The organism is Mycolicibacter longobardus (assembly GCF_002102265.1).
Classification (GTDB): domain Bacteria; phylum Actinomycetota; class Actinomycetes; order Mycobacteriales; family Mycobacteriaceae; genus Mycobacterium; species Mycobacterium longobardum.
The window spans coordinates 157,399-177,830 of record NZ_LQPG01000018.1; the positions used below are offsets into that span (position 1 = coordinate 157,399).

Below are 20,432 nucleotides of genomic sequence, written 5' to 3' on the forward strand. Positions count from 1 at the left end.
ACTTGTGCCCGTGACGTCCCCGACCACGCCGGACACCGTCGAACACGCCGCGGCCACGCCCGATCATCCGCAACCGTTCGCCGAGCTGGGCCTCAAAGACGACGAGTACCAGCGCATCCGTGACATCCTGGGCCGCCGCCCCACCGATGCCGAGCTGGCCATGTACTCGGTGATGTGGAGCGAGCACTGCTCCTACAAGTCCTCCAAGGTGCACCTGCGCTACTTCGGCGAGACCACCACCGACGAGATGCGGGCGTCGATGCTGGCCGGCATCGGCGAGAACGCCGGCGTGGTGGACATCGGTGACGGGTGGGCGGTCACCTTCAAAGTCGAGTCGCACAACCACCCGTCGTACGTGGAGCCCTATCAGGGTGCGGCCACCGGGGTGGGCGGGATTGTGCGCGACATCATGGCGATGGGCGCACGCCCGGTCGCGGTGATGGACCAACTGCGCTTCGGCGCCGCCGACGCCCCCGACACCCGCCGGGTGCTCGACGGGGTGGTACGCGGCATCGGCGGCTACGGCAACTCGCTGGGGCTGCCCAACATCGGCGGCGAAACGATTTTCGACGCCTGCTACGCCGGCAACCCGCTGGTCAATGCGCTGTGCGTCGGCGTGCTCAAGAAGGAAGACCTGCACCTGGCGTTCGCGTCCGGTACCGGCAACAAGATCATCCTGTTCGGGGCCCGCACCGGCCTGGACGGCATCGGCGGAGTGTCGGTGCTGGCATCGGACACCTTCGGTGGGGACGAAACCGGCAGCGGCAGAAAGAAACTGCCGTCGGTGCAGGTCGGCGACCCGTTCACCGAGAAGGTGCTCATCGAGTGCTGCCTGGAGCTGTACGCCGCCAAACTGGTGGTCGGCATCCAGGACCTCGGCGGCGCCGGATTATCTTGTGCCACTTCCGAGTTGGCATCCGCCGGTGACGGTGGCATGGCGATCCAACTGGAGAAGGTGCCGCTGCGCGCGGCGAACATGACCCCGGCCGAGGTGCTCTCCAGCGAATCGCAGGAGCGCATGTGCGCCGTGGTCGCCCCGCAGAACGTGGACGCCTTCATGGCGGTGTGCGATAAGTGGGATGTGCTGGCCACGGTGATCGGCGAGGTCACCGACGGGGACCGGCTGCAGATCACCTGGCACGGCCAGACCGTCGTCGACGTGCCGCCGCGCACGGTGGCTCACGAGGGCCCGGTCTATCAGCGTCCGGTCGCCCGCCCGGACACCCAGGACGCACTCAACGCCGACCGTTCCGACACGTTGCCGCGGCCGGGCACCGGGGAGGAACTGCGCGCGACTCTGCTTGCGCTGCTGGGCAGTCCGCATCTGTGCAGCCGGGCGTTCATCACCGAGCAGTACGACCGCTACGTGCGCGGCAACACCGTGCTGGCCGAGCACGCCGACGGCGGGATGCTGCGCATCGACGAGGCGTCCGGCCGCGGGATCACCATCTCCACCGACGCCTCGGGCCGCTACACCAAGCTGGACCCTTATGCCGGGGCGCAGCTGGCGCTGGCCGAGGCGTACCGCAACGTGGCGGTCACCGGTGCCACGCCGGTCGCCGTCACCAACTGCCTGAACTTCGGGTCGCCGGAAGACCCCGGGGTGATGTGGCAGTTCGCCGAGGCGGTGCGCGGTCTGGCGGACGGCTGTGCGGCACTGGGGATTCCGGTCACCGGCGGCAATGTGAGCTTCTACAACCAGACCGGCGCGACGCCGATTCACCCCACCCCGGTGGTCGGGGTGCTCGGTGTCATAGACGATGTGAGTCGACGCATTCCGACCGCGTTCGGCGTCGAGCCGGGCGAGACGCTGATCCTGCTCGGTGAGACCCGAGACGAGTTCGACGGCTCGATTTGGGCGCAGGTGACCGCTGACCATCTGGGCGGACTCCCGCCGCGCGTCGACCTGGAGCGCGAGAGGCTGCTCGCCGAGGTGCTGTGCGCGGCATCCCGCGACGGCCTGGTGTCGGCGGCGCACGACTTGAGCGAGGGTGGGCTGATCCAGGCCGTGGTCGAATCGGCCATCGCCGGTGAAACCGGTTGCCGCATACTGCTTCCCGAAGACGCCGATCCTTTCACCTTCCTGTTCTCCGAATCCGCGGGCCGGGTGCTGGTCGCGGTCCCGCGCACCGAGGAGAGCCGGTTCCGTTCCATGTGCGAGGCGCGCGGGCTGCCCGCCACCCGGGTCGGGGTGGTGGACCAGGCGTCCGGCGAGGTGGAGGTGCAGGGCCAGTTCAGTGTGTCGCTGGCGGAACTGCGCAGCACGTCCGAGGCGGTGCTGCCGGGGTTGTTCGGGTAAGTCACAGCGCCATGGGAATGGTTGAGTCACTGACCGGTCACCCGTTTCTGGCGTGGGCGTGGAGCCTGCTGCAGCTGAAGTTCGTCGGGGTGGCGTTCGGTGCGCTGTTCTTCTGCCTTTCGCTGACTCCATCACTGCTGCCGCGCGACTGGCTCTTCCAAGGGCTGATCGGTGGTATCAACGCCGCCTTCGGCTACGGGCTGGGTGTGCTGATCGGCGCGGCGGTCAACCGGTTCGTGCTGCGCGGCGCTCGCTGGTGGCCGCCGTCGCACCGGGTACTGCTCGCATTGAAGACGGCGGTCGTGGTGGCATCGCCGGCCGCGTGTGTGCTGATGCTGATCCCGGCCGCCGGCTGGCAGCGTCAGGTCTGCGAACTGCTGGGAATCGAAGGCCCGGGGACCCAGGGCTACCTGCGCACCCTCGGCGTCGCGATCGGGGTCGCCGCCGCGCTGATCGCGACCGTACGGGTGCTGATCGACGCCGTCCGACTGCTGGCCGGGGCATTGATCCGGCGTTGGCACCTGCAGCGGGAGGTCGCCACCTTCATCGGCACCGCGATCGTCGTCGTCCTGCTGATCACCTTGATCAACGGTGTGCTGATCCGCGGCTTCTTCGCCGGCGCCAGTGCGATGTCCGAACCGCAGGACAGCTCCACCAAGTATGGGGTGTCCCAACCGCTGCAACCGGAAAGATCAGGCAGCACAGCCTCTTTGGTGCCGTGGGACAGCCTGGGCTTCCAGGGCCGCAACTTTGTCGCCGGCGGTCCTCGCGCCGACGAGCTGGAACGGGTCAACGCACGTCCCGCCAAGGAGCCCGTCCGGGTGTATGCCGGCCTGCGCAGTGCTGCAGACGACCGGGCCCGGATGGACCTGCTGGTCGACGAATTGGATCGCACCAAAGCCTTCGAGCGAAAGGTGCTGGTGATCATCCCGACCACCGGAACCGGCTGGATCAACCCGGTGGCGGCTCGGGCGGTGGAGATGCTTTACAACGGTGACACCGCACTGGTCGGTGTGCAGTACTCCTATCTGCCGAGTTGGATCTCGTTCCTGGCCGACAAGCAGAAGTCGACGGATTCCGGCCGGATGCTGATTGACGCCGTCCAGGCCCGTTGGCAACAGCTGGCACCGGACCATCGGCCCAAACTGGTGCTCTACGGGGAGAGTCTGGGGTCGCTGGCCGGCCAGGCCGCCTTCGATTGGCTGCCCGATATCGCGGCGAAGGGATTCGACTCGGTGCTGTGGGTGGGTCCGCCGAATCCCAGTCGCCTGTGGGGCGCGCTGGTGCAGCGACGTGACCCGGGTAGCACCGCGGCGGCGCCGCGCTACGACAACGGCCGCACCGTGCGGTTCTCCCAGGGCACCGACCCGGACGAGATCGCCCGCAAAGCGGCTCCACCGTGGGAGGGCACCCGGGTGCTCTTCCTCCAGCACGCCTCCGACCCGGTAATCTGGTGGTCGCCCGATCTGCTGTTTCACCGGCCGGACTGGCTGACCGAGCCGCCTGGACCGGACCGCACCGCGTCCATGCGCTGGTATCCGGTGGTGACGTTCTGTCAGGTCATGGCTGACCTGGCGCACGGTGAATCGATGCCCGCCGGACACGGGCACAACTACGCGGACACCGTTCTGGACGGCTGGGTGGCGGTGAGCCCGCCGGAGGGCTGGACACCGGCCGACACCGAACACATCCGGACCGCCATGCGGCAGGCTCACGCCCGCGCCGATGCGGCGTAATCGCGCCGGATGCGCAATGCTTCACCCATGGAGCGCTACAACCGTGACGGCCTGATCTTCGATGTCCGCGACGCCGGGCCGCCCGACGGGCCCGTCGTGGTGTTGCTGCACGGCTTCCCGCAACGAAACGACAGCTGGAACGGCGTCATCGACCGGCTCACCGCCGCGGGCTACCGGTGCCTGGCGCCCAACCAGCGCGGCTATTCGCCGGGTGCCCGGCCGCCCCGGCGGCGCGACTACCGCATGTCCGAACTCGTCGCCGACGTCGGCGCACTGATCGACGCCAGTGGCGCGCGGCGAGTGCATCTGGTGGGACATGACTGGGGCGCCGCGGTTGCGTGGGCAGTTGCGGCCGACATGCCCGAACGAGTTGCGACCGTGTCGCCGGTGTCGGTGCCGCACCTGGCCGCCTTCCTGAAATCGCTGGTCACCAGCAGCCAGGGCCTGGCGTCCTGGTACATGGGTTTCTTCCAGTTGCCGTGGCTGCCGGAATGGCTGATGACTCGCGGTGGCGCCACCAGGGCCGCCAAAGCCCTGCAGCGCGGCGGGCTGACCGCGGCCGCGGCCGAACGGGATGGGCGGGCCATGGTCGAACCTGGCGCGCTGACCGGCGGGCTCAACTGGTATCGGGGCATGCCGCTGTCGGATGTCCAGGCCATCACCCGCCGTGTCGCGGTGCCCACCATGTACGTGTGGAGCGATCGTGACTTCGCCCTGAGGGCCAAGGCGGCTCACAACACCGCCCGCTACATCGACGCGGATTACCGATTCGAGATACTGCCGGGCGTCTCGCACTGGATCCCCGATGCGGAGCCGGACCGGCTCGCCGACCTGCTGCTCGACTGGTTCGCCGCACACCCGGTCGACTGACTCATGGCAGCCGCCTCCTCACGTTCGAAAGCGGACCCGGTGCAAACCCGCTCCGCCGTGCTGGCGCTCGCGGACTGGCTGCGTGATGAAGGCCGGCCCGCCCCGGGTCGGGCGGACCTGGGCGCCGCGGTCCGCCTGACCGCCCGCACGCTGGCCGAGTCGGCTCCGGGTGCCAGCGTCGAGGTGCGGGTGCCGCCGTTCGTCGCGGTCCAGTGCATCGCCGGGCCGCGGCACACCCGCGGCACCCCGCCCAACGTCGTCGAGACCGACCCGCGCAGCTGGCTGCTGCTGGCCGCCGGGCTGCTGGGCACCGGCGACGCGATCGCCGACGGAACGCTGCGATTGTCCGGCTCCAGGGCCGCCGAGATCGCCGAATGGCTGCCGTTGGTGAATCTTGACGCATGTTGACCGTAGACTGAACACCGTCACTTGAGGCCCGTCCCCTGGAGCAGCTATAACGTGCCGGACCCGCAGGTAGTAGACCTTGAGAACGCACCCAGTGAAGAGTGCGGCGTATTCGGTGTATGGGCTCCTGGCGAAGAGGTGGCCAAGCTCACTTATTACGGCCTGTATGCGCTGCAGCACCGCGGCCAGGAGGCCGCCGGGATCGCGGTGGGTGACGGCTCACAGGTGCTGGTCTTCAAGGACCTCGGTTTGGTCAGCCAGGTTTTCGAGGAGCAGACGCTGGGCGCCATGCCCGGCCACGTCGCGATCGGGCACTGCCGCTACTCCACCACCGGCGACACCACCTGGGAGAACGCCCAGCCGGTGTTCCGCAACACCGCGGCCGGCACCGGCGTGGCCCTGGGCCACAACGGCAATCTCGTCAACACCGCTGAACTGGCCGGCCGCGCCCGCGAACTGGGCCTGATCGACACCCGCCGCCCCGGTGTCGCCACCACCGACTCCGACATCCTCGGTGCGCTGTTGGCGCACGGATCCGCCGACACCTCCCTGGAGCAGGCGGCGCTGGAGCTGCTGCCGACGGCGCGCGGCGCCTTCTGCCTGACGTTCATGGACGAGAACACCCTCTATGCGGCCCGCGACCCGTGGGGGGTGCGGCCGTTGTCGCTGGGCCGGCTCGACCGCGGCTGGGTGGTGGCCTCGGAGACCGCGGCGCTCGACATCGTCGGTGCGTCCTTCGTCCGCGACATCGAACCCGGTGAGCTGCTGGCGATCGACGCCGACGGGGTGCGCTCCACCCGCTTCGCGAACCCCACCCCCAAGGGGTGTGTCTTCGAGTACGTCTACCTGGCCCGGCCCGACAGCACCATCGTCGGCCGGTCGGTGCACGCCACCCGGGTGGAGATCGGCCGTCGGCTGGCCCGCGAGCACCCGGTCGACGCGGACCTGGTCATCGGCGTGCCGGAGTCAGGCACCCCCGCCGCGGTGGGTTACGCCCAGGAATCCGGCATCGACTACGGACAGGGACTGACCAAGAACGCCTACGTCGGGCGGACCTTCATCCAGCCGTCGCAGACCATCCGCCAGCTCGGCATCCGGCTCAAGCTCAACCCGCTGCGGGAGATCATCCGCGGTAAGCGGCTCATCGTCGTCGACGACTCGATCGTGCGCGGCAACACCCAGCGCGCTCTGGTGCGGATGCTGCGGGAGGCCGGCGCGGTCGAGGTGCACGTGCGGATCGCCTCCCCGCCGGTGAAGTGGCCCTGCTTCTACGGCATCGACTTCGCCTCACCGGCCGAGCTGATCGCCAATGCCGTCGAGGACCAGACCGAGATGGTCGAAGCGGTCCGCCGCGCCATCGGCGCCGACAGCCTGGGCTATGTCGGGCTGGAGGACATGATCGCCGCCACCGAGCAACCCAAGTCGCGGTTGTGCAGTGCCTGTTTCGACGGCAACTACCCGATCGAGCTGCCCGACGACAGTGCCCTGGGCAAGAACGTCATCGAACAGATGCTGACCAATACTGCGCTGGCTGCCGAAAGCGATGCGCAACAAAGCGATGCCGCGGCGCTTCGGCGTCCCTGATCAGTAGTCCGCGGGTCCTCTGCCGCGACTGATATCAACTACTTGACGCAAGTACGGCGAGTCGATAGCGTCGGTCGCCGGCAGGCGTCGACCCGTGGGGCAGTCGTGGTTGTGACGCGTTCTGCCAAGCGCGTTGACAGGGAAGCAGGACATGGATCTCACCCGCAACATCCTGTGGCTGCTCAAGCAGGCCTTCTACTACTCGCTGACGACGGTGAACGAAGCGATCAGCGACCACGGGGTGAGCACCGCCCAGATCGGCTTGTTGCGCCAGCTCGCGGGCGAGCCCGGCCTGTCCGGCGCCGAACTCGCCCGCCGGCTGCTCATCACCCCGCAGGGCGTGCAACTGGCGTTGAACTCCCTTGAGCGCCGCGGGTTGGTGGAGCGTAAACAGGATCCCCGCCATGGCCGCATCCTGCGCGCTTACCTGACCGACGAGGGGCGCGCGGTGACCGAGGTGGTCATCACCGACGCGATCGCCGCCCACGACCAGGTGTTCGGCGTGCTGACACCCGACGAGCAGGAGACGCTGCGGGGCCTGCTGGCGCGCGTCGTCGAGCAGAATGCCGGCCCGCCCGGCTTTCCGCCCGGATCGACCAAGTCGAGACCTGATGGAAGACAACGCTTTTGATGTCCAGAAGGAGACAATATGAACGACTTGTCAACGGAGAGTGAGCTGTTCGTCGCCACGGCGCGCGCATTCCTGGACAAAACCGCTGCGGTGAGTGCGCAGCGCGACCTGTACGCCCGGGGCCGGTCCCATGATCCGCAGTGGTGGCGGCAGGCAGCCGAACTCGGCTGGGCAGGCCTGCTGGTGCCCGAGGAACTCGGTGGCGGCAGCGTCTCCGGCTGCGGCCTGCGTGACCTGGCCGCCATCGCCACGGAGATCGGACGCACCGTGGCGGCCGGTCCGCTGTACCCGGTGAGCGTGGTCCTGGCCGGTCTCGTCGACGCCGACAACCGGGATGCCCACGCGCAGGCCATCGCGGCGCTGGTGTCGGGGGAGACCGTGGCGACGTGGGCCGCCGACGAACCGGGCCGGGGTTTTCGCCCGCACCAGCCAAGCCTCACCGCGACGAGCACCGGGGACGGCTACCGGCTCAACGGAGTCAAGGACCGGGTGGAGGCCGGTGACCGGGCCGACCTGGTGCTGGTCGGTGCCCGCACCGACGACGGTGCGCTGCGCCAGTTCCTGGTCCGCACCGATGCCGCCGGCGTGGCGGTGGCGCCGCAGCCCGGCATCGACCTGGTGAAGCAGTACGCGCGAATCGAGTTCACCGATGCCGAGATCGACGCGTCGGCGGTGGTCGGTACCGCCGCACAGACCGCTGAACTCATCGACCGGCAGACCCAGGTCGCGATCACGCTGGTCTGCGCCGAAACCGCCGGAATCCTGGACACCGTGTTGACCATGACCGTCGCGTGGGCGCGTGACCGCTACAGCTTCGGCCGGCCGCTGGCGTCCTACCAGGCCATCAAACACCGGCTCGCCGACATGACCATGTGGATGCACGCCTGCCGCGCGATCACCGCCGGCGCCGTGGACAAGGTGGCCGAGCGGGCGCCCGACGCCGCCGTGTGGGCCGGGGCCGCCAAGTCCTATCTGGGTGAGCACGCCGGTCCGCTGATTCAGGAGTGCGTCCAGCTGCACGGCGGCATCGGCGTCACCTGGGAACACGACCTGCACCTGTATCTGCGCCGGGCCACCCTGTACCGCAACCTGTTCGGCACCCCTGCCGAACACCACCAGGCCATCTTCGCGGCCGCGAGCACCACGGAGCCGGCCGCATGAGCGAGCTCACCGTCGAGGCCTTCGCCGCCGCGGCGCGGGACTGGCTGGCCGCCAACATGCCGCGCCTGGACCCGCAGAACCCCCCTCGCAACGGCCGTGACGACGACGGCGCATGGCAGCGCGCCCGCGAACTGCAGCGGCGGCTGTCCGACGGTGGCTTCGCCGGGATCTGCTTCCCGCGTGAGTACGGCGGCCTCGGTCTGGACATCAGCTATCAGAAGGCCTTCGACGCCGAGGCCGTCGGCTATGAGATGCCGCTGATCCTCAACGTCCCGACCTTCACCATCTGCTGCGCGACGCTGCTCGACACCGGCAGCGAGGAACAGAAGCGCCGCCACATCAGCGCCGCGCTGCGCGGCGACGAGGTCCTGGTGCAGTTGCTCTCCGAGCCCAGCGGCGGATCCGACCTGGCGGGACTCATCACCCGCGCCGAGCGCGACGGCGAGGACTGGGTGGTCAGCGGGGCCAAGACCTGGAGCACCAGCGCCTTTGCCGCCGACTTCGGGCTGCTGCTGGCCCGCACCGATCCGACGGTGCCCAAGCACGACGGACTGACCATGTTCCTGGTGCCGATCGACGCCCCCGGCATCACGCTGCGACGCATCGAACAGGTCGACGGCTCCAACGAATTCTGCGAAGAGTTCTTCGACGGGTTGCGGCTCGGTGCGGACGCGGTGGTCGGCGAGGTCAACAAGGGCTGGGACGTCGCGTCCCGGCTGCTCTATCACGAGCGGCGCGCCGTGGGACAGGGCTCGGAGTTCGCCAGCGGACGCGGCCCCGAACGCACCGAGATGGCCGCCGGCGACTTCCTGGCCCTGGCGCGGGAGACCGGGACCGCGGACGACCCGCTCACCCGCGACCAGATCGGCCGGGTGCTGGCCCGGCGGATGGTCCGCGACAAGCTCATCGACTACGCCGGGCGCGCCATGCGCAGCGGCGAGCTTCCGCCCGCCGCGGCCTCGATCATCCGGCTGTTCCATTCCGATGTGACCTATTTGGAGGTCGACACCGCCATGCAGGTCGCGGGACCGTTGGGTGTGGTCGACGATGAGTGGCACCTACTCAAAGTGGGACGGCGGTACCTGTCGCGGCAGACGGTGGGCCTCGGCGGCGGCAGCGACGAGATGGCCCGCAACGTCATCGCCGAACGCGTCCTGGGGCTGCCCCGCGAGTACGCCGCCGACCGCGGTGTTCCGTTCAACCAGGTCCGCCACAACAAGGTCTGAGGCTGCAACGTCGAGCGCGATACCGTCGGCAGTCGGCGACCGGTAGCCTTTACCGCGATGACCTCAGCAGAATCGAGCTCCCAGGGCGTTACCTACGCATCGGCGGGCGTGGATATCGACGCCGGTGACCGGGCCGTGGAGTTGTTCAAACCGTTGGCCGCCAAAGCCACCAGGCCGGAAGTGCGGGGCGGGCTCGGCGGATTCGCCGGACTGTTCGCCCTACGCAACGACTACCGTGAGCCGCTGTTGGCGTCCTCCACCGACGGCGTGGGCACCAAGCTGGCGATCGCCCAGGCACTGGACAAGCACGACACCGTTGGTATCGACCTGGTGGCCATGGTTGTCGACGACCTGGTGGTGTGCGGCGCCGAGCCGCTGTTCCTGCAGGACTACATCGCCGTGGGCCGCACCGTGCCGGAACGGGTCGCCGCGATCGTGGCCGGCATCGCCGAGGGCTGCGTGCAGGCCGGTTGCGCGCTGCTGGGCGGGGAGACCGCCGAGCACCCCGGCCTGATGGAACCCGACCACTACGACATCTCCGCCACCGGTGTCGGCGTGGTGGAGGCCGACGACGTGCTCGGCCCGGACCGCGTCCGCCCCGGCGACGTCCTGATCGCGATGGGTTCCTCGGGCCTGCACTCCAACGGCTACTCGCTGGCCCGTGCGGTGCTGCTGGACATCGACCGGATGAACCTGGCGGGCCACGTCGAGGAGTTCGGCCGCACCCTGGGCGAGGAACTGCTCGAACCGACCCGGATCTACGCCAAGGACTGCCTGGCGCTGGCCGCCGAGACCCAGGTCCGGACCTTCTGCCACGTGACCGGCGGCGGTCTGGCCGGCAATCTGGCCCGCGTCATCCCGGACGGGCTGATCGCCGAGGTGGATCGCGGTACCTGGACTCCGGCGCCGGTGTTCGGACTGATCGCCCAGCGCGGCCGGGTGAGCCGGGCCGAGATGGAGAAGACGTTCAACCTCGGCGTGGGGATGGTTGCCGTCGTCGCGCCGGAGGACACCGACCGGGCGCTGGCGATCCTGACCGCCCGCCACGTGGACTGCTGGCCGCTCGGCACGGTGGCCAAGGCGGGGAAGAACGCCAAGCCGGGCAACGGAGCCAAGCTCGTCGGGCAGCACCCGCGGTTCTAAGCCCGCTACGACCTGGCGTTATGCGTCAGCGCTCAGCGGCGCCAGTCGTCGTCACCGTTCCACGAGTCGTCACCGTCGGAGTCGTTGACCTCAGACCCAGCCAGCTCACGTTGGAGCTGGGTGAAATCGGTCGACGGTGAGCTGTACTTCAGCTCTCGAGCAACCTTGGTCTGCTTCGCCTTAGCCCGGCCGCGGCCCATGGGGGGACCCCCTCGCGCAATAACGGAGCGGCCCCACGAGCAGGCGGCTCCGATCTGAGTGTGTTTATTGTCCTGCCGACAGCTTACCGTGCCGATCGGGGAGCTGCCGACTGGCCTGCGCCGGTGTGACGACCGTCAAATCCGGGATCAAAGCCGGCCCCGCAGTCGGTCGACGGCGACCCGGCCCGCGCCCGGCACATCCGGTGCCGGCAGCGATTCCGGATCGATCACCGCGCTGACCGCGGATTCGGCCCCGGTCAGCAGCGGGGTGTCGGCCGGCAATCCGCGTTTGAGCAGTGCCAGGGCGATCGGGCCCAGCTCGAAGTGGTCCACCACGGTGCCCAGCCGGCCCACCGGGCGTCCACCCGAGGTGACCGGATCGCCGGTCGACGGCCGGTCCACCGATCCATCCAGGTGCAGCAGCACCAGCATCCGGGGCGGCTTGCCCAGGTTGTGCACCCGGGCGACGGTCTCCTGCCCGCTGTAGCACCCCTTGTCCAGGTGCACCGCGCCGACACCGGGCCCACCGATCCAGTTCAGCTCGTGCGGAATGCTGCGCTCGTCGGTGTCCACGCCCAGTCGCGGTCGCCGCGCCGCCACCCGGTTCGCCTCGTAGGCCCACACCCCGGCGGGCCGCACCCCGGCCCCGGTCAGCCGGCGCTGCCAATCGCCCTTGTCCGCGCGCGGCACCAGCAATTCCAGCGCGTCGCCGCCGGGACTCTCGCGTACGAAGGCCCCGGAGTCCGGGTTGGGCACCGCGGTGGCCCCAGGCGGCCCGGCCAGGCCCAACGCCTCGAGCACCGCCGGGGCGTGCCTGCCCGGACCCAGCAGTGACAACACGGCCAGATCGGCGGGCTCGACAGCAACGTCGGCCCAGAACACCATCTTGCGCAGGTGCTCGGCCAGCGGCTCGCCCCGCCACGGCTCGGTGTCGAGGTAGGTGCGCTCGCGCAGCTCGGTCTGAACCCAGTGATTCTGGATGTGGCCCTTGCCGTCCAGCGTCAGGTTCTCGGTGCTGGCACCCTCGGGCAGGTCGGCGACGTGCTGGGTGCACAGACTGTGCAACCACGTCTTGCGTTCCGCGCCGCTGAGTGCGAGCACCGCGCGGTGGGATCGATCCACCAGCACGGCTTCGGTTTGGGCGCTGCGCTGCTCGCCGAACGGGTCGCCGTAGTGCCAGATCGCGCCGGCGTCGGGGCCGGGATCGGGCGCGGGAACGGCGGACACGTGTCAACTCTACGGAGCCGCTACGCTCACGGTCCATGGCCGCCGAGACCGATTTGCAGAGCGCCGCCGTGACGATCGTCACCGTCGGTGGTGGCGTGGCCGCGGCCGACGCCCCCCTGCTGCACGCCGACGACCTGGCGGCACTGCGCGGCGACGGGGTCTTCGAGACCCTGCTGGTGCGCGACGGAGCCGTGTGCCTGCTCGACGCTCATCTGCACCGGTTGGCCCGTTCCGCCGAGCTCATGGACCTGCCCGCACCGGACCTGGAACAGTGGCGGCACGCCGCCGACGCGGCGGTGCGGCACTGGCCGGGGACTGGCGAGGGCGCGCTGCGGTTCATCTACAGCCGGGGCCGGGAAAGCGGTTCCGGGCCAACCGCATATGTGATGCTCACCCCGCTGCCGGATCGCATCGCCGCGGCCCGCCGCGAGGGGGTCGCGGCGGTGACCCTGGACCGCGGCCTGTCGACGCAGGATCAGGAGATGCCGTGGCTGCTGGCCGGCGCCAAGACGCTGTCCTACGCGGTGAACATGGCGGCGCTGCGGCACGCCGCCAAGCAGGGCGCAGACGACGTCATCTTCATCAGCTCTGACGGCTTCGTCTTGGAGGGGCCGCGTTCCACGGTGGTGCTGGTGGAGCCCGGGCGGCTGATCACCCCGCCGCTGTCGCACCCGATCCTGCGGGGCACCACCCAGGAGGCCCTGTTCGAGGTGGCCCGCGGGTCGGGCTATCAATGCGAGTACACCCCGTTGCGGCCAGCGGACCTGGTTGCGGCGCAAGACATCTGGCTGGTATCGAGCATCACCCTGGCGGCCCGGGTGCACACGCTGGACGGCCGGGCGCTGCACCCGCGGGTGCCCGAGCACGAGTTCGCCGGCCTGGTCGAGGCGGCCATCGGGCATTGACTCTGCGGCTGCCAGGCAAAAGTTCGAGTGATCCGCCTGGTGGACGCAGCGTCAATGCAACGAATCAGCCCACGAAGCGCGACAACCGCGCCGACAGGTGCGGCACCAGCTCACCGTCGGCGTCCACCCGCTCCTCGACGTAGGCCAGGTCGCCGTCCTCGACGATCCCGTAGAGGCGCTTGGCCCCACCGATCAGCGCGCCCGACTTGCTGCGCGCCAGTGCGTCGGTGACCAGCTCCCAGGAGGCCGGGCCGTGCGGGCGCCCGTAGAACAACTCCACGTAGCCGACAGAGTGCGCCAGCAGCAGTTCGATGGCCTGCGATTCGTCGGGGTCGTCCGGATCGTCCACGAAGCGCCAGAAACCCGTCTCGCGCAGGGCCGGTTCGCACGCCTGGTCGTCACCGAGCCGCCAGGACCGCGCTTCCCAGTTCAGGTAGTCGCCGCCGTCGTGGGACACCACGATCTGCTGGCCGAACCGGTAGTCGCCGTGCGCACTGTGGCCCACGCCTTCGCCGCGCCACACCCCGACCAACGGCAGCAGCGCCAGCAGGGCGTCGTGCAGGTTCGCGCCCTCGCGCAGGTTGGCGGTATCGGGCGGTAGCGGTAGGTCCGCGGACTGGGGGAAGACCGGGATGTTGCGCGCGGCGGTCTGCCTGGCACGTTCCGCGGCGGCTGCTACCGCGCGGTCACCGGAGCCTCGATCGACCGGGCGGTCGTCACCACCCTGCTCGCCCCCGTCGGAGGCACTCACATCTCGTCGGTGATCAGCCGATACAGCGTGTACAGCGCGAACCAGGTGATCAGGCCAGTCGCCGCCACCAGCATCAACTCGAAGAACAGCACCACGGCGATAAGCCTAGCGGAGTCTTCCTTGGGCCCGTCAGGCGACTTTGATGTCGACCTCGTGGATGCCCGCCCCGGAAGGCGTCACCACGGCGTCGCCGTTGCCGGCCGACGACAGCGCCCGCACCGTCCAGGAACCCGGAGCGGCGAAGAACCGGAAGTCGCCGGTGGCCGACGCGACGACCTCGGCGGTGAACTCCTCAGAGGAGTCCAGCAGCCGCACGAAGGCGCCGCCGACGGTCGCGCCGGAGCTGTCCACCACCCGGCCGGTGATCACCGTCTCCTTCTCGAGGTCGACGTTGGCCGGCAAGGCGAGTCCTTGTTTGGGTCCAGAGCACATATCAGCTTCCCAATTCGATCGGGGCGCCCACCAGGGAGCCGTATTCCATCCAACTACCGTCGTAGTTCTTCACGTTGCGGTGTCCGAGCAGCTCGCGCAGCACGAACCAGGTGTGCGACGAGCGCTCACCGATCCGGCAGTAGGCGATGGTCTCCTTGTGACCATCCAGACCGGCGTCGGCGTAGAGCTTGGCCAGCTCCTCGTCGGACTTGAAGGTGCCGTCCTCGTTGGCCGCGCGGCTCCACGGCACGTTGATCGCGCTCGGGATGTGGCCGCGCTGCTGGCTCTGCTCCTGGGGCAGGTGCGCCGGGGCCAGGATCTTGCCGGAGAACTCCTCGGGGGAGCGCACATCGACGAGGTTCTTGGTGTTGATCGCGGCGATCACCTCGTCGCGGTGGGCCCGCAGTGACTCGTCCAGTGGCTTGGCGCTGTATGAGGTGGCGGGGCGGCTGACCGGCTCGGTCGACAGCGGACGCCCGTCGAGCTCCCACTTCTTGCGACCGCCGTCGAGCAACTTGACGTGCTCGTGACCGTAGAGCTTGAAGTACCAGTAGGCGAACGCGGCGAACCAGTTGTTGTTGCCGCCGTAGAGGATCACGGTGTCGTCATTGGCGACGCCACGCTCGGAGAGCAGCTTGGAAAACGCCGCGGCGTCGATGACGTCGCGGCGAAGCCCGTCCTGCAGATCTTTGCGCCAGTCCAGCCGGATCGCGCCCGGGATGTGGTTGATGTCGTAGATGCTGGTGTCCTCGTCGACCTCGACGAAGACGGTGTTGGGCGCATCGAGATTGCTCTCAGCCCAGTCGGTGGAGACCAGGACATCCGAGCGTGCCATGGTGAGGATCCTTTCCTGAGTCGAGGAGAAGCGCTGTGGTCACGCCGTTTTCGGCCGCAGACGCACGACGAGCGGGTAGAGCTGGCAGCCCAGGCAGATGCCGAAGGCCGCGTTGAGGAAGGCTGCGGCCAGGGCGAAGGCGGTCGCGATCACGCCGACGAGCGGCGCAACGGCGAAACCGGCGAGCCCGATCACGGCGAATACCAGGCCGACGAGCTGGGCGAAGCGCAGCGGAGCCACTGGCTCACGCTCGGTGACCGGCGCCAGCCGTGGCGCCACCAGCCGGGCGAACAGCACGCCATAGGGGTGGCGGCGGGGGCCCAGCGCCGCGCCGATCGCGAACACGACGGACTGGGCGGCCAGCAGGACCGCCGCGGCGATCGGACTGAACTGGTAGATCAGCAGGACCGCAACCAGCACTGCGGTGGTGACCCATGCGGCGAACCGGGGACCCCGGACGTCTACGTGTGTGGTGTCGGTGTTCGACATCATGCTCCTGGCTGTCGTTGGCGAATGGCTGGTGGAGATATGCCACGGATTACCGGGCGGCTCCGAGCGACGCGAAAAAGCGGCGACTCAGCGACAACGACAACAACAGCAGCCCGCGGTGCGGCACAGGTCGACTGTGCGGCGCTTGGTGAGCACAAGCTCAAGGCGGGCGAACACGACGTACAGCGTACCCAATGGTGGGTCGATCAGGCCAACAGTGGCTCCAGCGCCGATCGCAGGTCCGAGGCCGTCGGAACACCGGCGGCCCGGTACCGCTGCCGGCCGTCGGCATCGAAGATCACCGTGGTGGGCAGCGACAGGACCGAGAATCTGCGTGCCGCATCGGGATTGGCATCGATGTCGATTTCGTGATGCGCGACACCGCCGAGGTCGTCGCAGACTTTCTCCACCACCCGGCGCACCCCGGCGCACGGCCCGCACCACGGGGCGGAGAAATGCACCACCGCCGGGCCGCCGGGCTGCAATCCCAGAAAGGCGGCGTCCGCATCGGAGACGGACTGCTCGGCCCCGGAGTCCGGCCCGAGCTGGGGCAACGCCCGCAGCACCCCCGCTCGCCGGTTCAGCCACCATCCGATGACCCCGGCAAGGGCCAGGCCGGCGACGATCGCGACGATGCTCATCGCTGGCGGAACTCCGGCAGGGTCACCGTCCTGTCGGCCGCGATGCCCTCGATGATCACATCGGAGCCGCGAGCGCCCTGGCTGGTCGGGAGCAGCCCGAACGGCAGCCGCTGCTGGGGCAGACTGCCGCGGAACGCCGTGAGCACCGCGGCGCGCTGCTCGTCGGGAACGTCTTGGTCGGCGGTGTCGGGACCGGTGAGCACCCCGGTCGGAGTGATGACCAGGGTGCTGCGGTCCGCGCCGCCGATCGACAGGTCCACCGCCACGCTGACCCGCTTGCCGAATCCCGCCGGCGTGCCGGTGAACACCAGCCCGTGGCTGCTGGAGATCCCCGACTCGGTGGTGCCGCCGGTGGCGTCATTGGTCTCAGCCGGCGGCGCCTCCACCATCAGGTCGCGGATACCGAGGTAGCGGCCCAGATACACCGAGCCGATGATGATCCGGCTCTCCAGTTTGGCGACCGGGATCCTGGCGCCCGGCCGAAAACGCCAGGTCGCGTCGGTGAGGTCAACCGAATGCATGGTGGCCTCCAGCATCGCCTTGCCGATCATCGGCTGCTCGACGGCGGGGGCTTTGATCTCCACTTCCTCGTAGCGATCGCGCTGGGCCTGCGGGATGAACGGGAAGCCCAGGATCGCCACGAACGGGTCCGATCCGAGGTCAGTGGCCCGGCGCACCGCCCGCGAGAGTTGGTATTCGGCATAGACGCTGGTCCCGAAATCGGCTCCGGCGGCCACGACGATCAGGGCCACGATCGCGGCCGAAAAACCGATAAGCAACCTGCGCACCCGGTCATTCTGGCAGGTCGCACGCTATCGTTAGATCACCTGGGACGGAGGGCCTCGTTGGAGCTACTGCTGTTGACCGCTGACCTGCACCCTGACGGGGTGCTGCCGTCACTGTCGCTGCTGGCACACACCGTGCGGACAGCGCCGCCGGAGGTCTCCGCGCTGCTGGAGGCCGGTTCGGCAGAAGTGGTGCTCGTCGACGCGCGTCTGGACCTGGCTGGGGCCCGCGGCCTGTGCCGGCTGTTGAGCGCCACCGCGGTCTCGGTGCCGGTGATCGCGGTGGTGACCGAGGGCGGGCTGGTGGCCGTCAACGCCGAGTGGGGTATCGACGAAATCCTGCTGCCGGGCACCGGGCCCGCCGAGATCGACGCCCGGTTGCGGCTGCTGACCGGCCGGCGCGCCGCACCGGCTGCCGAACAGGCCACCGGGCAGACCAAGCTCGGCGAGCTGGTGATCGATGAGAGCACCTACACCGCGCGGTTGCGTGGCCGGCCGCTGGACCTGACCTATAAGGAGTTCGAGCTGCTCAAGTACCTCACCCAGCATGTCGGCCGGGTCTTCACCCGAGCGCAGCTGCTGCAAGAGGTTTGGGGGTACGACTTCTTCGGCGGCACCCGCACGGTCGACGTGCACGTCCGGCGGCTGCGGGCCAAGCTCGGACCGGAATATGAGTCGCTGATCGGCACCGTCCGCAACGTCGGCTACAAGGCGGTTCGGCCGGTGCGGGGCAAGTCCCCTGGCGCCTCTGCCGACGACGAGGACAACGGGGACGACGCCGTCGAGGGTCTCGACGGTGCCGACGGTGGTGCCGAGTCGCTGGCCAGTCAGTGACGGACCCGCACTGGCGTGCCGCGCTCACCGATCACGAGCAGCGGCAGGTTCGCGAGCTGATCGCCGCCGCCGGCGACCACGACGGCGTCGCACCGGTAGGTGAGCAGGTGCTGCGCGAGCTCGCCGAGTCCCGTACCGAACATCTGGTCGCCGGTGACGGTGGCGCCGTGCTGGGCTATCTGAACTTGACCGCCGGTTCGGGCGAGGCCGCGCCGATGTCGGAACTGGTGGTGGCGCCGCAGGCCCGGCGGCGCGGCATCGGAACCGCGCTGGCGCGCGCCGCGCTGGCCAGAACCGACGGACGCACCCGGTTCTGGGCCCACGGCACCCTGCCCGCCGCCCGGGCCACCGCCGAGGCGGTGGGTCTGACAGCCGTGCGCGAGCTGCTCCAGATGCGCCGGTCGCTGCGCGGGGTGGCGGACCGGATGAACCCGTCAATCCCGCCGGGGGTGTCGATTCGCACCTACGCGGGCACCGCCGACGACGCCGAGCTGCTGCGGGTCAACAACGCCGCATTCGCCTGGCATCCGGAGCAGGGCGCCTGGACGGAAGCGGATCTGGCCGAGCGGCGCGCCGAGGCGTGGTTCGATCCGGGCGGACTCTTCCTGGCGTTCGATGCAACCGTGCTGCTCGGTTTTCACTGGACCAAGATCCACCGCGGAAAGCCGGGCGCCGAACCGCTGGGTATGAGCAGCGGTCCCAGCTTCGCCTCTCCTTCGTCGAGGCTCGCTGAACCGCTGGGTGTGAGCAGCGGTCCCAGCTTCGCCTCTCCTTCGTCGAGGCTCGCTGAACCGCTGGGGGAGGTCTACGTCGTCGGGGTCGACCCGGCCGCGCAGGGGCGCGGCCTGGGCCGCGCGCTCACCGAGATCGGCCTGGTCTATCTGGCAGACCGGCTCGCCGATGTCGACTCGCCGACGGTGCTGCTTTACGTCGAAGCCGACAATACGGCGGCGTTGCGGACCTATCAGCAACTGGAATTCACCGTGCACAGCGTCGACACCGCGTACGCCCGGGTGGATCGCGGTTGACCGACGCGGAATCTATTCACCGCCCGTTCATCTGCCATGCGGCTGCCATCCATGAGTGCCGCATACGTTCCCGGAGAGATTTGAACGCCGAGCGAGAAAGCGAGGAGCGATGAAACCCACGACGGCGGGTCTTGCACTGATGGCGGCCACGGTGACCGGTCTGGCGCTCAGCGGATGCGGCAGCGACGACAACACCGCGGGCTCGGCAGGGACCGGCACCACCGCGGGCACATCGCAATCCGCCGCGTGTGGTGGCAAGAACACGCTGACCGCCGAGGGGTCGACAGCTCAGCAGAACGCGATCGCGGTGTTCAACCAGGTGTGGGGCAAGGAGTGCTCGGGCAAGAACCTGTCCTACAACCCGACCGGATCGGGCGCGGGCCGCGAACAGTTCATCGCCGGGCACGTCGATATCGCCGGATCGGACTCGCCGTTGAGCGACACCCAGGTCGCAGAGGCGGCCGACCGGTGCGGCGGCGGCGACAACCCGGCGTGGCATCTGCCGCTGGTGTTCGGCCCGGTCAGCATCGCCTACCACCTCGACGGGGTGGAGCACTTGGTGCTCAACGGCGACGTGCTGGCCCGGATCTTCAGCGGCGCCATCACCAGCTGGGACGACCCCGCGCTGGTTGCCCTCAACCCCGGCGCGAACCTGCCGGCGATCGCCATCACACCGATCTACCGATCGGACTCCTCGGGCACCACCGACAACTTCCAGAAGTACCTCAGCGCAGCGGCTCCGCAGACCTGGACCAAGGGCGAGGGCAGCGAATTCCAGGGCGGTGTCGGTGAAGGCGCGCAGAAGTCGGCCGGAGTGGTCCAGGCGGTGCAGAGCACGCCGGGTGCCGTCGGCTACGTCGAGAAGGGCTTCGCCGACCAGGCCAATCTGCGGTCGGCGTTGATCGACTCGGGCGCCGGAGCGGTCGCCGCGACCGATGAGACGGCCGGCGCCGCGATCCAGTCGGCCGGATTCGTATCCGAGGACAGCAACGACATGCGGCTGGATCTGAGGTCGCTCTACGGCACGAAGCAGCCCGCCGCCTACCCGCTAGTCTTGGTGACCTATGAGATCGTCTGCTCCAAAGGCTACGACCCCGACACATCGGCGGCGGTGAAGTCCTTCCTGCGGACGGCCTCGGGCAGCGGCCAGAACGAGTTGTCGGGCGCGGGATACGTTCGGCTGCCGGATCAGTTGAAACGGCGCTTGAGTGCCGCCATCGACGCGATCCAGTAGCCGCCGTGCCGCAAGC

At 69.2% G+C, this 20,432-nt stretch carries 22 protein-coding genes; 13 read left to right on the top strand and 9 right to left on the bottom strand.

The annotated features are described in order from the left end of the window. The first annotated feature begins 4 nt into the window (after positions 1–4). The 9 genes from purL to purM all read left to right on the top strand — a co-directional run bounded on the left by purL (position 5) and on the right by purM (position 11,055). Positions 5–2,299 carry a phosphoribosylformylglycinamidine synthase subunit PurL gene (gene purL / locus AWC16_RS10595; protein ID WP_109561355.1) on the top strand — a complete coding sequence of 765 codons (2,295 nt, stop codon included), beginning with the start codon at positions 5–7 and terminating at the stop codon, positions 2,297–2,299. Positions 2,300–2,316: 17 nt separating this feature from the next. After that, complete coding sequence (locus AWC16_RS10600; RefSeq protein WP_085264754.1) at positions 2,317–4,035, top strand: alpha/beta hydrolase; 1,719 nt, start codon at positions 2,317–2,319, stop codon at positions 4,033–4,035. A gap of 27 nt (positions 4,036–4,062) precedes the next feature. Then, entirely contained in the window at positions 4,063–4,905 is an 843-nt protein-coding gene (locus AWC16_RS10605) for an alpha/beta fold hydrolase (RefSeq protein ID WP_085264693.1), read from the top strand. A gap of 3 nt (positions 4,906–4,908) precedes the next feature. Then, positions 4,909–5,313, top strand: coding sequence for a sterol carrier family protein (locus tag AWC16_RS10610; RefSeq protein ID WP_085264694.1), 405 nt, complete (start codon positions 4,909–4,911; stop codon positions 5,311–5,313). A gap of 51 nt (positions 5,314–5,364) precedes the next feature. Continuing rightward, entirely contained in the window at positions 5,365–6,894 is a 1,530-nt protein-coding gene (gene purF / locus AWC16_RS10615; RefSeq protein ID WP_085264695.1) for an amidophosphoribosyltransferase, read from the top strand. A gap of 151 nt (positions 6,895–7,045) precedes the next feature. Next, positions 7,046–7,525: a MarR family winged helix-turn-helix transcriptional regulator gene (locus AWC16_RS10620; RefSeq protein WP_085264696.1), complete on the top strand. Its 480-nt coding sequence runs from the start codon at positions 7,046–7,048 to the stop codon at positions 7,523–7,525. 18 nt (positions 7,526–7,543) lie between these two features. Beyond that, positions 7,544–8,686, top strand: a complete 1,143-nt coding sequence (locus tag AWC16_RS10625; RefSeq protein ID WP_085264697.1) for an acyl-CoA dehydrogenase family protein — start codon at positions 7,544–7,546, stop codon at positions 8,684–8,686. Continuing rightward, complete coding sequence (locus AWC16_RS10630) at positions 8,683–9,912, top strand: acyl-CoA dehydrogenase family protein (RefSeq protein ID WP_085264698.1); 1,230 nt, start codon at positions 8,683–8,685, stop codon at positions 9,910–9,912. The genes AWC16_RS10625 and AWC16_RS10630 overlap by 4 nt, the downstream gene beginning before the upstream one ends. A gap of 57 nt (positions 9,913–9,969) precedes the next feature. Then, positions 9,970–11,055, top strand: a complete 1,086-nt coding sequence (gene purM, locus AWC16_RS10635; protein WP_085264699.1) for a phosphoribosylformylglycinamidine cyclo-ligase — start codon at positions 9,970–9,972, stop codon at positions 11,053–11,055. Between the two features lie 32 nt (positions 11,056–11,087). Here purM and AWC16_RS10640 read toward each other — a convergent pair whose 3' ends face one another. Continuing rightward, a complete protein-coding gene (locus AWC16_RS10640) occupies positions 11,088–11,255 on the bottom strand; it encodes a DUF3073 domain-containing protein (RefSeq protein ID WP_085135774.1) in 168 nt (55 codons plus the stop codon). 147 nt (positions 11,256–11,402) lie between these two features. Continuing rightward, complete coding sequence (gene ygfZ / locus AWC16_RS10645; RefSeq protein ID WP_085264700.1) at positions 11,403–12,482, bottom strand: CAF17-like 4Fe-4S cluster assembly/insertion protein YgfZ; 1,080 nt, start codon at positions 12,480–12,482, stop codon at positions 11,403–11,405. A gap of 35 nt (positions 12,483–12,517) precedes the next feature. Between ygfZ and AWC16_RS10650 the strand changes: the two genes are divergently transcribed. Next, positions 12,518–13,387: an aminodeoxychorismate lyase gene (locus AWC16_RS10650; RefSeq protein WP_085264701.1), complete on the top strand. Its 870-nt coding sequence runs from the start codon at positions 12,518–12,520 to the stop codon at positions 13,385–13,387. A 64-nt stretch (positions 13,388–13,451) separates the two neighbouring features. On the opposite strand, the gene AWC16_RS10655 is transcribed toward AWC16_RS10650, so the two are convergent. The 7 genes from AWC16_RS10655 to lmeA all read right to left on the bottom strand — a co-directional run bounded on the left by AWC16_RS10655 (position 13,452) and on the right by lmeA (position 17,323). Continuing rightward, the gene (locus tag AWC16_RS10655) at positions 13,452–14,138 is read right to left on the bottom strand and encodes a heme-binding beta-barrel domain-containing protein (protein WP_085264702.1); all 687 of its coding nucleotides are present in this window, start codon (positions 14,136–14,138) and stop codon (positions 13,452–13,454) included. 129 nt (positions 14,139–14,267) lie between these two features. Continuing rightward, entirely contained in the window at positions 14,268–14,570 is a 303-nt protein-coding gene (locus AWC16_RS10660) for a DUF1416 domain-containing protein (protein ID WP_085264703.1), read from the bottom strand. A 1-nt stretch (position 14,571) separates the two neighbouring features. Beyond that, positions 14,572–15,405: a sulfurtransferase gene (locus tag AWC16_RS10665; RefSeq protein ID WP_085264704.1), complete on the bottom strand. Its 834-nt coding sequence runs from the start codon at positions 15,403–15,405 to the stop codon at positions 14,572–14,574. 39 nt (positions 15,406–15,444) lie between these two features. Further along, positions 15,445–15,897: a DUF4395 domain-containing protein gene (locus AWC16_RS10670; RefSeq protein ID WP_085264705.1), complete on the bottom strand. Its 453-nt coding sequence runs from the start codon at positions 15,895–15,897 to the stop codon at positions 15,445–15,447. Positions 15,898–15,981: 84 nt separating this feature from the next. Then, entirely contained in the window at positions 15,982–16,071 is a 90-nt protein-coding gene (locus AWC16_RS25780; protein ID WP_369127102.1) for a putative leader peptide, read from the bottom strand. Between the two features lie 29 nt (positions 16,072–16,100). Further along, positions 16,101–16,535, bottom strand: a complete 435-nt coding sequence (locus AWC16_RS10675; protein WP_085264706.1) for a thioredoxin family protein — start codon at positions 16,533–16,535, stop codon at positions 16,101–16,103. Then, a complete protein-coding gene (gene lmeA / locus AWC16_RS10680; RefSeq protein ID WP_085264707.1) occupies positions 16,532–17,323 on the bottom strand; it encodes a mannan chain length control protein LmeA in 792 nt (263 codons plus the stop codon). The genes AWC16_RS10675 and lmeA overlap by 4 nt, the downstream gene beginning before the upstream one ends. Before the next feature lie 57 nt (positions 17,324–17,380). Between lmeA and AWC16_RS10685 the strand changes: the two genes are divergently transcribed. The 3 genes from AWC16_RS10685 to pstS all read left to right on the top strand — a co-directional run bounded on the left by AWC16_RS10685 (position 17,381) and on the right by pstS (position 20,416). After that, positions 17,381–18,154, top strand: coding sequence for a winged helix-turn-helix transcriptional regulator (locus tag AWC16_RS10685; protein ID WP_085264708.1), 774 nt, complete (start codon positions 17,381–17,383; stop codon positions 18,152–18,154). Beyond that, entirely contained in the window at positions 18,151–19,182 is a 1,032-nt protein-coding gene (gene mshD / locus AWC16_RS10690; RefSeq protein WP_085264709.1) for a mycothiol synthase, read from the top strand. Before AWC16_RS10685 ends, mshD begins: the two co-directional genes overlap by 4 nt. A 109-nt stretch (positions 19,183–19,291) precedes the next feature. Next, positions 19,292–20,416: a phosphate ABC transporter substrate-binding protein PstS gene (gene pstS, locus AWC16_RS10695; RefSeq protein WP_085264710.1), complete on the top strand. Its 1,125-nt coding sequence runs from the start codon at positions 19,292–19,294 to the stop codon at positions 20,414–20,416. Positions 20,417–20,432 lie beyond the last annotated feature (16 nt).

Excerpts from the sequence above, each read along its gene's own strand:
- AWC16_RS10670 (WP_085264705.1), bottom strand. The coding sequence starts at position 15,897 with ATGATGTCGAACACCGACACCACACACGTAGACGTCCGGGGTCCCCGG.
- AWC16_RS10660 (WP_085264703.1), bottom strand. The coding sequence starts at position 14,570 with ATGTGCTCTGGACCCAAACAAGGACTCGCCTTGCCGGCCAACGTCGAC.
- AWC16_RS10675 (WP_085264706.1), bottom strand. The coding sequence starts at position 16,535 with ATGAGCATCGTCGCGATCGTCGCCGGCCTGGCCCTTGCCGGGGTCATC.
- AWC16_RS10625 (WP_085264697.1), top strand. The coding sequence starts at position 7,544 with ATGAACGACTTGTCAACGGAGAGTGAGCTGTTCGTCGCCACGGCGCGC.
- AWC16_RS10620 (WP_085264696.1), top strand. The coding sequence starts at position 7,046 with ATGGATCTCACCCGCAACATCCTGTGGCTGCTCAAGCAGGCCTTCTAC.
- AWC16_RS10600 (WP_085264754.1), top strand. The coding sequence starts at position 2,317 with ATGGTTGAGTCACTGACCGGTCACCCGTTTCTGGCGTGGGCGTGGAGC.
- AWC16_RS10610 (WP_085264694.1), top strand. The coding sequence starts at position 4,909 with ATGGCAGCCGCCTCCTCACGTTCGAAAGCGGACCCGGTGCAAACCCGC.
- AWC16_RS10640 (WP_085135774.1), bottom strand. The coding sequence starts at position 11,255 with ATGGGCCGCGGCCGGGCTAAGGCGAAGCAGACCAAGGTTGCTCGAGAG.
- purM (WP_085264699.1), top strand. The coding sequence starts at position 9,970 with ATGACCTCAGCAGAATCGAGCTCCCAGGGCGTTACCTACGCATCGGCG.
- pstS (WP_085264710.1), top strand. The coding sequence starts at position 19,292 with ATGAAACCCACGACGGCGGGTCTTGCACTGATGGCGGCCACGGTGACC.
- AWC16_RS10605 (WP_085264693.1), top strand. The coding sequence starts at position 4,063 with ATGGAGCGCTACAACCGTGACGGCCTGATCTTCGATGTCCGCGACGCC.
- AWC16_RS10650 (WP_085264701.1), top strand. The coding sequence starts at position 12,518 with ATGGCCGCCGAGACCGATTTGCAGAGCGCCGCCGTGACGATCGTCACC.
- AWC16_RS10630 (WP_085264698.1), top strand. The coding sequence starts at position 8,683 with ATGAGCGAGCTCACCGTCGAGGCCTTCGCCGCCGCGGCGCGGGACTGG.
- AWC16_RS10665 (WP_085264704.1), bottom strand. The coding sequence starts at position 15,405 with ATGGCACGCTCGGATGTCCTGGTCTCCACCGACTGGGCTGAGAGCAAT.